Below are 12,507 nucleotides of genomic sequence, written 5' to 3'. Positions count from 1 at the left end.
GACTCCAGCCTTTTTATTTGGTGCTTATTTCACGAAAGTTTCAATGCCATCTGTATCGATGGTTGAAGTATGGGTACGAGACGCTTCTTCAATATTTTTGAATGCCCAGTAATCTGTTGGTACATCCTTCCATGTAGCCTGAATGGTTCCTTCCAGGGGTCCTCGTTTTAAGATTGTGTTCAAAATTGTAACGGTTTCTACGCGTGTTATATATTTATTGGGTTGGAAGCTTCCATCATTATAGCCGGTAATCCATCCTGCATTAGCTAACGCTACAATGGAATCTCTTGCCCAATGTTTTTCGATATCGGTATAAGGAGATGCTGTGGTTTGTGTACCTTTAAGCTGCTTCCAGGATGCGAGTATTGTTGCCATTTCTGCACGGGTAATGGGTTGCTCTGGTCGAAATGTTCCATCTGCATACCCATTCATGAGGTGCTGTGTCGTAAGTGCTATAATCGAATCCTTTGCCCAATACGTGCTAGGTACATCTTTGTATGTCGTTGAGCCTTCTTTTGTCTCCAACTTCATAATCCTAGCCATCATCGCAGCGGTTTCAGCCCGTGTAATCGACTGGTCCGGTCGGAAAGTACCATCCTGATAACCCGTTATATATTTTTCATGCGCAACCTCGGATTGCTCTACTGGCATGATTTCTGGAGTCGGTAAAACCGTTGAAGAAACCGATGGTGATGAAGGTGAGGTTGTTTCACTGGAAGAAGATGAATCACTGCTATCCGTGTTATCCTTCTTATCTTTTTTATTGCTACTGCTGCTGTCGTTATTGCTAGTATCACCAGTACCACCAGTGCTTGCATTTCCATTTACAACCTGTATATACGCTTCAGATGTACTCGGGGCAAATCGAGCATCCCCGCTGTATATAGCAGTGATCGCGTGGCTTCCCACACTTAAGTCTCTTGTAGTGTAGTACCCATTGGCATAGCCGTTCGAAATGCCCACCGGCTCCATCGTCAGCGTATCTAATACATTCGTGCCGTCCATAAGAATGACCGTTCCAGTTAAATCGCCCGACGTTTGTGGGTTTGAAGTTGTCCTCACGCTAAACCTTACTTCTTGACCTTGACTAGACGGATTCGTCGAACTCAATACTGTAGTTACTGTAGGTCTCAGTGAAGGTGTAGGCGCAGGTGCAGATGCATTTACGACCTGAATGTATGGCTCAGATGTACTGGGAATAAAACGAGCATCCCCACTATATAAAGCCGTAATCGGGTGACTTCCCACACTTAGATTACTTGTGGTGTAAGTGGCAGTGGCATATCCATTCGCAATGCCATTTGGCCTCATCGTCAGCGTATCTAATATATCCGTACCATCCATAAGGACCACCGTGCCGGTTAAATCTTTCGTAATTTGTGGGGTTGAGATGGTTTTGATGCTAAACGTTACGGATTGACCTTGTTTAGAAGGATTTGTCCAACTCGTTACTGTGGTTTCAGTAGCATACACAGCATCCGTTACACTAGGTACTGGTGGGGAGGTTGCATACACTGCACTCTCGGAAAAACTCCATGTCCAGGTTCCAAATAAAACGATAACAGCAAGATAAGATAAACAAAAAGACTTGATTTTACGCATAAATTTCCTCCATAAAATTCCGGTGTCACGATGAACTTACTAAGATCCTCCATGATGACTAACCTACTAATATAATTTTCTTTCTTACACTACTGATTTACTATACTAAATGCCTCTGAACCAATTCTGAACCAAATCGACAAAAACCGTGCCCAATTCACATCGCTAGAAGGGGATCACGATTTGCGAGCCTTTTCCGTAATTTCTCAGAGCAAATGCAAATAGGGTCAACCAGAAAGAAATGGTTGACCTCATAATATGAATAACAGCTTAGCGTGATATTTTGGAAAGACTTATTCCGTCAGTATTTAAATTTGACCGTTAGATCCTGTAATTTCTGTGACATATCCGACAAGGTCGTTGCCAGGCTGGTGATCTGCTGCATCGAAGCTAGCTGTTCTTCTGCAGACGCTGCAATATTCTGCGAGTTGTCCGCCGCTTGGAGCGCCAGACTCGATACGTTTTCTCCACTTGCTGAAATTTCCTGGACACTTGCGGTTATTTGCTCCGTGATGCTTGCAAGCTCTTCCGTTTGCTGTGCGATATGATTGGTGGACGCCACAATTTTGTTAAACTGCTGCTCCGTCTCATTGGCAATTTTAATGCCGGAGTCGACATCCTGTTTTACGCGTTCCATGGTCTGAAGCGAATGCTCCATATCTTTGCGCATATTCTGAATCAACTCAGAAATCTGCCCGGAAGACTGATTCGATTGTTCGGCCAGTTTTCTTACCTCTGAAGCAACTACGGAGAAACCGCGGCCTTCTTCGCCTGCACGGGCAGCCTCAATCGAAGCATTTAAGGCAAGCAGATTGGTCTGCTGTGCGATATCCGTAATGGCATGTAGCATCGTGTCGATCTGTTGAGTGCGTTCATCCAACATTCTCATAACCGCATCGGTTTCATTGACAGAATGGTTAATCAAGTCCATTTGCTTCACTGTATGTTGTACAGCAGTACCGCCAAGGCTCGCCATTTCCATCGCGTCTGCAGACGATTCAGCAATAGTCAAGGAGCTATCCGTGATCCGTTGCATACCTATTGAAATTTCCTCAAGCGAGCTGGTTGTCTTCTGAAGCATCAGTTGCTGCTCCTTCGCACCGGCCGCCGATTCCTGAATTGCGACGGTGATATGCTCGGTTGCCTGTCCAGTGTGCTCTGCTCCAAGGGTCAATTCTTTCGAGGAAGCAGCGACCTGCTTGGTGGACAGGTTTACCTCACCGATCAGAAATCGAATATTTTTAATCATATGATTGAAGTCCTGTGCAAGCTCACCGATCTCATCTTTTGAATTCATTTTGACTTCTTGGACTGTTAAATCACCGTCCGCAACTGAGTTAAGCCGCTTTGCAATCGTGATAATAGGTTTCGTAAAACGTCCCGAAACAAAGCTTACGATAACTGCTCCCAGAATAACCGCAACAGCCGTAATAATCAGGACAATATAAAGGACTTTGGTCGCTCCGCTGTTAAATTCGTTAAAATATGCTCCAGAACCGATGATCCACCCCCAATAAGGATCCTTTTCAACGTACGAGATTTTCGTCTCTACTTGATCTGTACCAGGTAAAGCCCATTTATAAGTGACGAATCCCCCGCCGTTTGTACCGGCTTTTACAAACTCTTTTCCCACATGCACACCGTCTTCGGATACGGCATTTATTAAATCCTGGCCTTCATTTGAAGGGTTCATCACTGAAACGGCATCTTGGTTGACTGCCCACGGATAACCTGTTTTACCTACAGTATATTTAATCTTTACCGGTCTTTTGTTATTAGCATCTTTTACACCGAGCAGTTCGATGCGCAGTTTTTCCTGTGCTTCCTCCAATGTTAAATTACCGGCTTCGACTTGCCCATTGAGGAAACTAATCATACCAATTACCATTTGCACACTATTCTTAAGTGCCACTTTGCCTGATTCATTCATTTCATTCTTGGAAACAACATAAGAACAGCTTCCAATCACAAAAGTAGGTACAATTAAAATAATCAAGCACATTATGGTTAACTTCGCCCTTAACGATCTCACCTTCATGATTGATCCTATCTTTGTTTTCACTGTGATTTCCCCCTTAGAGATCGATATACAGACTCAACCCACAACTGCATTTTGTTACTAAAGGTAAAAAGACTGTACATCATATATCGTAAAAACTCGTCAGGAAATTAAGCCCTTTCAGCCTGGCTGCTATTTTATAGGCTAAATTAAATCCGTTTAACCGCAAATTTATCCGTCTATAGGCAGTAGCTTTTTGGTATGCTCCGTATACTTCTGCATAGAGAGAATCTATAACAGAGGAGTGTGCGAGGATGAATAGAATAAAAGGGAGCATCTTTTTCAGTGTTTTTGTGGCTATGCTAGGGCTCATGCTCATTGCTCCAATTATGCCGCCCCTTATTCGTGAATTAGGCTTAAGAGAAAGCCATTCCGGAATAATTATATCGCTTGGTTCTATAACGATGGCCTTAATGGCTCCAGTATGGGGAAATCTGAGTGATGCAAAGGGCCGCAAGCCTGTGATTTTGCTTGGGTTTATAGGGATGTGTGTAAGCTGTCTGTTGTTTACGCTTACTCTTTTTGCAGGATTAAAGGGTTGGCTCAGTGGGGGACTGCTGTTAGTCCTGCTGATTGTTACACGCGGCTTAATTGGCGGCTTTATCCCGGCGGTGTTGTCATCTTCCCAAGCTTATATGGGGGATGTAACGGAGGGTGAAGAGCGTGGAAGTGGTATGGCTATTATTAGTGCGGCGAATGGGCTTGGGCTGGTATTTGGCCCCGCGATTGCAGGTGCCTTTACTTTAATAGGACTGTTATGGCCCTTATATTTTGGAATTGTCATTGCCGCTGTTGCATTCGTGGTGTCTCTACTGGCGATTCCGGCCGCCCAGCCTGTTATTCAGCAAAAACCTGCTCGAATTAATCCCCTCCAGCCAGGTCTAAGAATGTATTTGTTTGCAGGCTTGGTTACGATGATTAGTATTGTGACTATTCAGGTTATAGGTGGTTTTTATTTTCAAGATCAGTTAGGTCTTACATCCGAAGAAACAGCAAGAGTTGTTTCCTTTGGACTTATGTTCTCCGGAGCAGCGATGCTGATCGTGCAGATCATCCAAATGAAATGGCTTAAATGGCAGCCTAAGCCGATGATTTTGCTCGGTTCTCTATTCCTGATTGCTGGAATGGCATTTTTTCTGATTTCAGCCAGCTTGGTCCTTTACTATGCAGCGTTCTTTATGTTTGGCATAGGCACGGGCTTACTGATGCCCGGATTTATGGCAGGTGCTTCGCTTTCGGTCAGTCAAGAACAGCAAGGGGGAGCAGCAGGGCTGGTAGCTGCGATACAGGGAATTTCCGCGATCATTGCTCCTATTTTGACGACCACTTTATATCGAGTAGACAAATATATTCCCTTTATTCTTATAGCGGTTCTGGTTGCTTGTATGGCTATCGTTATGCTGGGGGTAAAAAAGGGAGACGGGAATAGTAAGCCTGTGCCTGACAAGGCATGATAAATAAAAGAGTGGTTAGATGAATCCATAGGCTTCCGGAGTATACTCACCGGAAGCCTATATCTATTATAATAAGTTATAAGAAATTTCAGGAAAATCAGAAGGGAGTGAAGAGCTTATGGAAATCCGGCAAAAATGGGTGGCATTAAACAAAAAATACAGCTTGTACGCACTCAGGTCTTTCAGTCAGGTTTTTTGAAAACGTGTTGGAGGAATGTAGATAGGTTGGGAGTATGGAATTAAGGTCGCAAATGTTAAGGATATTAAAGCGCTAATGGAACGCTTAGCTGAAGCATTGCCTAGGATTGACGGATATCGGATGCAAAGGGATGAGGATGGCTTTGTCCTGCTTCAGAATAATTCTGATTGGCCTGAAGCGCTCCAGATTTCATTGGAAGAGGCAAGAAATATTGAAGATTTAGAAGATGATGAACCTTATATCTATTGTCTATTTCATATCGGCGGCGGAGATGCGATGAGGTTGAGGGAAGGAATGTGCAGGGTGCTGGAAGAAGAGAAATGCGCTGCGGATTGGTTCGAGTTATAGCCGAAGAAAGGAGTGGGTGAGATTGAGTAAGAAGGACAAAAAAGAGATTCAGACACTAATCTATCGCTATAGCGGTCCACGAGCCAATATTGGATATACTTTTGAACCGTTGCGTTATGGGGATGCTGATGAACCGAAGCTGGAGGAGATGATATTCATCTACGCAGATGACTTTGATATCGTGCTGTCTGCGTTAAAGTCCAAATATCCACTTGTCGATCCTGATACGGGAGAAACGTATGAGGCTTTTGACCCCTGCTGGGATAATCCGATTCAGGCGTCGGTATGGCATGAAATATTAACACAATTGGATACTTGGCCTACCAAGGAGTCAGAATTACGCCTATTTATCGATTCCTTTACAGCATGGGTCAGAGCGCATCTGAAGCAAGCAGATGGTATTATCGTGACCGGAAATCTGTAGAGAAGGCCATGCACTGCAATCCGTATTTTTGCTGCCCCTCGCTTCGAGGGGCGACCGGACGGCGAGCCACTGAGTCGAGTGCCTGGTTCTTTGCAGTACACGCGACAGTCTCCTTGTTGCAACTGGATTATTAACGGTGCTTTTGGTTTCTGATTAACGTTTGCTCCAATTCGGTATCTGCCATAAATTTGCTGGCAGATACAGCAAGCTGATATTGATTGGTGCCCATATTGTTAGCGGCAGGTTGAAGAATCCCTTTTATTGTTTGCCATAATGAAGAGGCCTGCAGGCTTTCTGCCCCAAAATGCAAGATGATATGGATACAGGAGGTAATAATATTGCGACCAAGTCCGTACAGGAACCATTCTTTTTCCTTCGTAATAAGCGGAATAATGGTGACCATCGTTTCCCACGCTTCATCCAATCGACCTGTTTCAATGAACTTCTCTGCCAAGTTAGATGCAGTAGAACAGTAATTATGATGATTTCCTTCTGTTTTTTCCATTTCGGCCAGCTTTTTAAGGGCTTCAATTTCACCTTCTGGATGGTTGCGCCATCTCTCATGATAAACGAGTGCCTGTAAATTTTCTTTGTTCCAATCCGTCTGCTCTCTGATCCACAAATCGATAAATAATGATAGATACATATCTTCTCCGAGCTCACTCGCGATATTGATGCAATCCTCAAGATCAGCTGTATCTTTGCTGAACAAATATGTTTCCAAAATCAACTCAGGGTCAAACCCGGCATATGTATCGAAATTGGCCTTCTTGGCCTGCTGGAACAAAATTTGGTCCTGCTCACGCTCATACTTTTGCAGTAAAAAAATGGCGTAATACAGAGCATCGCCAATCCCCTGAAAACTGTTCGTTTCCCTGTCTATAATCTCATTCACGAGCAGCCTTCTCACAATCGGTTCGTAATGCGGGGCATCTCGATCCTCACGATTATACATAGCCAAAAGCACCTTCAGGCGATTGGTATAATTGGCATCACTTTTTCCATATTCCTCATTGTGTTGCTCCAAATAGTCAACCTTCGAAAAATCGGCGTGATCACTTACTAGACTCTGCAGCATTTCATCATAGGGTGCCATCATCTGATCCAGCAGCCTTTTGTAGTTCGTTTCCAATACTGTGATTCTCCTTTCTTGATCGGCTTAATACTACAATCCATATGTATATAAAACAAGCGATTTCCTTTTGAGACGGGATCGCTTAGTGTAGCAGCGATGTATACACGTACATATTTTTCTAATAGACCCATTTTAAGATTCAATATAAGGGTTGGACATTCAACACCTGTAAATCAAGCATACAACATGCAGGGATACAACATTGCGCACAACTATTGGAAGCGTTTTAATTTGAGTATAGAAACACAAAAGAAGACCTCAGGGAGGACATACGAATGCTAAAAGTGAAAGCGCTTAGATGTGAACATTTAAACAATCCGATTGGACTGGGCTGCCTAAAGCCGCGACTAAGCTGGCAAATTGAATCTGACAACATATACGTTTTCCAAAAACGCTTCCAATTGCAAGTATCCATACATCCTACTTTTGAACCGCTGATTTGGAATCATTTTTCCTATTCGGAGCAATCCATTTTGTTTCCCTATGGAGGTCCTCCACTGGAATCCGGACAACGATATTATTACCGGGTAAAAGTATGGGCTCAGGGAGCAGGTGACACCGAACCGGAGGAATCGGAATGGAGTGAGTTTGGCTTTTGGGAAATGGGGCTGCTTTCTGAGCAGGACTGGAAGGCACAATGGATTACAGTGAAGGAACGCAGCATCCATGAACAGTTTCAGACAAGAGCCCCTTTTGCCGCTTCCAAGTGTTTTTCAGTTGAGGGAAAAGTGAAAAAAGCAGTCATTTATGCCACAAGCCTTGGTCTATATGAGCTGGAGCTAAATGGACAAAGAGTAGGCGATGCCTATTTTACCCCGGGATGGACAGATTATAACGATCGTGTCCAGGTGCAAGCCTATGATGTGACTTCTACCGTTCGAGAACAACATAATCGCATCACAGCCACGGTAGGAGAAGGGTGGTACAGCGGCTATCTAGGCTGGCAAAAGCGCAAGGATACCTATGGGAACACGAATGCTTTGTTATTTCAAATGAAGATTAGCTATGAAGATGGCCGTTCAGAACTCATTTGCTCAGATTCTTCCTGGGAGGAAACGAGCTGTGCCATTTTGATGTCGGACATTTATAACGGCGAAATCTATGATGCCCGATTGGAGCAGCAGGCAGGCGAGCATCGCTCCTTGAATGAACGGAAAATGATGCAGGTCGTCCCGTTTCCGTTAAGTCATCTGGTTGCTCAGGAGAACGAGCCTGTCCGTGTAATGAACCGATTAAAGCCTGTTGAACTGATTCAAACGCCTAAAGGCGAGCTGGTCCTTAACTTGGGGCAAAATATGGTAGGCTGGCTGGAATTTAAAGTTGAAGCTCCTGAGGGTACGGTTCTGAATTTGATACATGGTGAAGTGCTGGATCAGCAAGGGAACTTTTACCGAGATAACATTCGGGATGCAGCGCAGCAGATTACGTACATTTGCAGCGGCAAGGGGACGGAGATATTTAGGCCGCATTTCACTTTTCAAGGCTTCCAATATGTGAAACTTGAGGGCTTTCCGGCTGGCGTAGACATTGAAGATTTTACGGGCGTTGTTTTGCATTCAGATATGGAGACAATTGGCTTGTTCGAGACATCCGATCCAAAGCTCAATCAACTCCAGCACAATATTGTATGGGGGCAAAAGGGGAACTTCCTGGATGTGCCGACCGATTGCCCGCAGCGTGATGAGCGATTAGGCTGGACCGGCGATGCACAGATTTTTGCCAGAACGGCCAGCTTCAATATGAATAGTGCTTCCTTCTTCCGAAAGTGGCTGAAAGATTTGGCTTACAACCAGCTGGAGAATGGGGCTGTGCCTTTTGTCGTGCCGGACGTCCTCAAAGGAACCTTTGCAGATAATATGGACAAAACGACGGCAGCATGGGGGGACGCGGCGGTTATATGTCCGTGGACTATCTATCAATGTTATGGGGATAAGCAGATTTTGGCTCAGCAGTATGACAGTATGAAAGCATGGGTCGATTATATCCGTGCCCAGGGGACTGAGGAGCATCTGTGGGATAGTGGTTTGCAACTGGGAGATTGGTTGGCGCTGGACAGCGAGGAAGGAAGCTATTTTGGAGCGACCGATGGAACGCTGGTAGCGACTGCATACTTTGCGTATTCGACTCATATTTTGGCGCAGACGGCCAAACTGCTGAATCGCTATACCGATTACAACACCTATCAAAGCCTGCATGAAGGGATTAAAGCCGCTTTTGCGAACCGTTATTTTGATGACGCTGGCAAGCTGACTTCGAATACCCAAACTGCACAGGTTGTGGCTTTGCACTTCGGATTGGTACCAGAAAGCTATAAAAAGCAAGTGATCCAGGAGCTCGTACGGCTGATAGAAAAAAATGATATGCATCTGGATACCGGCTTTGTGGGCACGCCCTATCTATGCCTAGTTTTATCCGACAACGGCTATACAGATGTAGCTTATAAAATTTTATTCCAGAAAGATTATCCTTCCTGGCTCTATCAGGTTGAACGTGGGGCCACGACCATGTGGGAGCATTGGGACAGCATCAAAGTGGACGGCTCCTTCTGGAGCACTGATATGAACTCGTTCAATCACTATTCGTACGGTTCAGTTGGAGACTTTATGTACCAAAATATTGCCGGAATCGATGTGCTTGAAGCGGGCTATAAAAAATCTCGTTTAGCACCCAAACCGCCTGTTAATCTTACTTCGGCCCATGGCAAGTTGGAGACACCATATGGTGCGCTTGCTGTCCATTGGGAAATCGTGAATGAAGAAATGCAGATGACGGTTCACGTACCACATAATACGACGGCTGAGATTACGCTTCCAGGCGTTATGGAGCTGGATGCGCTACAACAGACCATTACCATACAATACCCGTCCATTCAGTATCCACCTGGTACTGTGCCACGAGAGCTGGCCGGAAAATTAGGTTCTACCGGAGAACAGGCGACTTTCCAAAAGAGTGGAGACCATGAATTGACGTTTACCGCCGGGTCTGGACAGTATACGTTCCAATACAAATACAACCAGAGACTAAATAACATAGACTAGAGGTGAGAAGCTTGATGAATATTAAAAACAAAATATGGTTTAAAACGGCGTTGCTGTCCATTTCCTTAGTCCTGACATCAGCGAGTGCTATTTCGGCTGTCATCCCGATGATGCTGAACCAATTCCCGGGAGTCTCCAGTTCGCTGATTGAAAGCGTAGTTACGATCCCGTCCTTCTCGATGATGCTGTTTGTGCTGCTGAGTGGTCCGATCTCTTCTCGCCTGGGTAAAAAAAATACAGTCCTGCTAGGACTTCTGCTCGTGGTCATCGGCGGAATACTTCCTATGCTCACTACGAACATTACATGGATTCTCGCGTTGCGTTTGGTGCTAGGAGCAGGTCTGGGGATGTTCAATTCACTGGCTGTCAGTTTAATTAGTGATTTTTTTGAAGGGGACGAACGTGCTCAATTGGTAGGCTTTCAAAGCGCTGTACAAGGGCTCGGAAGTAGCCTGGCTACCTTTGTGGCAGGACAGCTTGCCCTAATCGACTGGCCGTTTGCCTTTTTATGCTATGCGATCACGATTCCGATCGCACTGTTATTCTTTTTTATCATCCCTGAACCAGAGCGTGGGGAGCCTACAGTGTGCACGACAGGAACGGGTAACAAGAGTAGGGGAGTATCCCTACCTGTACTTGGCTTAGGAGCTGCACTTTTTCTGTTTATGACTTTTATTATGATTGTGTATACCAAAACAGGCATTATGATTGCTGAGAAGAGTATGCCTAATGCAGGATTTTTAGGGACCGCTTTAACGCTGTTCTCCTTATCAACCATGATTGCAGGCTTCTTGTTTGGTAGAATATATAAATGGTTCAGAAATTACGCTCCTTTTATCTCCAGTTTATTAACAGCAACAGGTTTTGTCTTGCTCTGGTTTGCTCAGAATGTGACGATGGTTACGGTTGCCATGCTGATTATTGGCTTTAGCTTTGCACTGTTTATTCCCTATATTTTTACCATACTAACTAAAATCGTACCTAAGGGCAGTGAGACGATATCTATTTCAATTGCAATGGTAGGCTCCAATTTGGGAGCGTTTGCTTCGCCTTATATCATCAAGTTAGTTGGGGTGTTGTTTGGGAATGAAACTGCCTCGTTTGCCTTTCTCGTTTCAGCAATTGTCTTTACGATTGCTGCGCTCCTCTGTCTGGGAATCGCTATTAGAGGAAAGGGAAGCAAAGCACAGACGGCAGTTCACAGTTAATGGGAGTCTGAAGGAGGAGTCTGTGTTTATGAACCTGCATGAGTTGGATCAGTTGCTGAGAAGTAAAACTGAAATTGAGCTTCTGCAACAACAAAGCAATCAGGTGATTAATGATCTCTCCAAAGAATCGGAGAATGAGCGATTTTTTGATATGAATCTGAATATGTATCGAATGCCCGCTTTATTCTTTTTCGGAGAACATGATATTTATATTAGCAAGCACAACAGGTTTGCTCCGATGCTAGAGCACATGCATGAATTTATTGAATTAAACTATGTTTACTCAGGTAAATGCAACCAAATTATAGCAGGCAAAGAGATTCAGCTTTGTGAAGGTCAAGTGTGTGTTCTGGATAAGGATGTGCCGCACAGCATCTCTCCTTTGGGAGAAAACGATATACTGATTAATATCCTGCTGCAAAGAGAAACGATCTCGTCCCTCTTTCTACAGCGGCTATCCAAGAAAAAAAGTTTGATCGGTGAATTTCTCGCCAATTCAGTCCTTCAGCATCAGCACCATAATCACTTTATTATTTTTGAGTCGCAGCATAATGAGAATCTTCAGTATATATTGCGTAGAATCTTAATTGAATATTTTTCCAGGCAAGAGGATTCCATGGAGTTGGTCAAGGCTTATTTGCCAATTGTATTTGGAGAATTGGTTCGTGTATTGGAAAGCGAGCATAATATTCATGTAAACCAGCAGGAAAATCATATTACCTCTATTCTGAATTACATGGAAGAGCATTATCAGCATTTAAGCCTTCAGCAATTATCTAACCATTTTAATTACAATAGTACGTATTTAAGTAACAAGTTAAAAAAAGTTACGGGTCTTACTTACACTGAGCTGATTGCCAACATTAAGCTTAATACCGCCTATTCTTTGGTTGTGAATACCAACCTGCCGTTCGAAATGATATTTAAGCAGGTGGGATATAACAGCATGAGTTTTTTCTATAAAAAATTTAAAACCGCGTATGGTGCCACCCCGCAAAATATCCGAAACAAACAAATGAGAAAATGAAGAATACACAAGG

General features: G+C 44.1%; 9 protein-coding genes. 6 read left to right on the top strand and 3 right to left on the bottom strand.

From position 1 onward, the window contains the following. Nucleotides 1-24: 24 nt before the first annotated feature. Nucleotides 25-1,602: an S-layer homology domain-containing protein gene (locus ACUC6J_RS17310; RefSeq protein ID WP_447249185.1), complete on the bottom strand. Its 1,578-nt coding sequence runs from the start codon at nucleotides 1,600-1,602 to the stop codon at nucleotides 25-27. Between the two features lie 301 nt (nucleotides 1,603-1,903). Beyond that, the gene (locus ACUC6J_RS17305) at nucleotides 1,904-3,664 is read right to left on the bottom strand and encodes a methyl-accepting chemotaxis protein (RefSeq protein ID WP_447249184.1); all 1,761 of its coding nucleotides are present in this window, start codon (nucleotides 3,662-3,664) and stop codon (nucleotides 1,904-1,906) included. A gap of 251 nt (nucleotides 3,665-3,915) precedes the next feature. Here ACUC6J_RS17305 and ACUC6J_RS17300 point away from each other — a divergent pair, with 251 nt between their 5' ends. The 3 genes from ACUC6J_RS17300 (at nucleotide 3,916) to ACUC6J_RS17290 (ending at nucleotide 6,086) form a co-directional block, all read left to right on the top strand. After that, nucleotides 3,916-5,115 carry an MFS transporter gene (locus tag ACUC6J_RS17300; protein ID WP_017428314.1) on the top strand — a complete coding sequence of 400 codons (1,200 nt, stop codon included), beginning with the start codon at nucleotides 3,916-3,918 and terminating at the stop codon, nucleotides 5,113-5,115. Nucleotides 5,116-5,389: 274 nt separating this feature from the next. After that, nucleotides 5,390-5,662: a hypothetical protein gene (locus ACUC6J_RS17295; protein WP_447249183.1), complete on the top strand. Its 273-nt coding sequence runs from the start codon at nucleotides 5,390-5,392 to the stop codon at nucleotides 5,660-5,662. Nucleotides 5,663-5,684: 22 nt separating this feature from the next. After that, entirely contained in the window at nucleotides 5,685-6,086 is a 402-nt protein-coding gene (locus tag ACUC6J_RS17290) for a hypothetical protein (protein ID WP_017428312.1), read from the top strand. A 130-nt stretch (nucleotides 6,087-6,216) separates the two neighbouring features. On the opposite strand, the gene ACUC6J_RS17285 is transcribed toward ACUC6J_RS17290, so the two are convergent. Continuing rightward, on the bottom strand, nucleotides 6,217-7,218 hold the full coding sequence (locus tag ACUC6J_RS17285; protein WP_017428311.1) for a hypothetical protein: 1,002 nt from the start codon (nucleotides 7,216-7,218) through the stop codon (nucleotides 6,217-6,219). A gap of 278 nt (nucleotides 7,219-7,496) precedes the next feature. Between ACUC6J_RS17285 and ACUC6J_RS17280 the strand changes: the two genes are divergently transcribed. The 3 genes from ACUC6J_RS17280 to ACUC6J_RS17270 are packed head-to-tail and all read left to right on the top strand — an operon-like array spanning nucleotide 7,497 to nucleotide 12,494. Continuing rightward, nucleotides 7,497-10,259 (top strand): family 78 glycoside hydrolase catalytic domain, encoded by a 2,763-nt coding sequence (locus tag ACUC6J_RS17280; RefSeq protein ID WP_447249182.1) that lies wholly within the window; start codon nucleotides 7,497-7,499, stop codon nucleotides 10,257-10,259. Nucleotides 10,260-10,273: 14 nt separating this feature from the next. After that, entirely contained in the window at nucleotides 10,274-11,467 is a 1,194-nt protein-coding gene (locus tag ACUC6J_RS17275) for an MFS transporter (RefSeq protein WP_153795079.1), read from the top strand. 28 nt (nucleotides 11,468-11,495) lie between these two features. Beyond that, nucleotides 11,496-12,494: an AraC family transcriptional regulator gene (locus ACUC6J_RS17270; RefSeq protein ID WP_044787682.1), complete on the top strand. Its 999-nt coding sequence runs from the start codon at nucleotides 11,496-11,498 to the stop codon at nucleotides 12,492-12,494. Nucleotides 12,495-12,507 lie beyond the last annotated feature (13 nt).

Source organism: Paenibacillus sp. JJ1683, from assembly GCF_053006485.1.
This window is presented reverse-complemented; position numbering and strand designations above follow the sequence as displayed.

Bases quoted from the DNA above. Each gene is read 5' to 3' on its own strand.
- ACUC6J_RS17300 (WP_017428314.1), top strand. From the start codon at position 3,916: ATGAATAGAATAAAAGGGAGCATCTTTTTCAGTGTTTTTGTGGCTATG.
- ACUC6J_RS17295 (WP_447249183.1), top strand. From the start codon at position 5,390: ATGGAACGCTTAGCTGAAGCATTGCCTAGGATTGACGGATATCGGATG.
- ACUC6J_RS17275 (WP_153795079.1), top strand. From the start codon at position 10,274: ATGAATATTAAAAACAAAATATGGTTTAAAACGGCGTTGCTGTCCATT.
- ACUC6J_RS17280 (WP_447249182.1), top strand. From the start codon at position 7,497: ATGCTAAAAGTGAAAGCGCTTAGATGTGAACATTTAAACAATCCGATT.
- ACUC6J_RS17310 (WP_447249185.1), bottom strand. From the start codon at position 1,602: ATGCGTAAAATCAAGTCTTTTTGTTTATCTTATCTTGCTGTTATCGTT.
- ACUC6J_RS17270 (WP_044787682.1), top strand. From the start codon at position 11,496: ATGAACCTGCATGAGTTGGATCAGTTGCTGAGAAGTAAAACTGAAATT.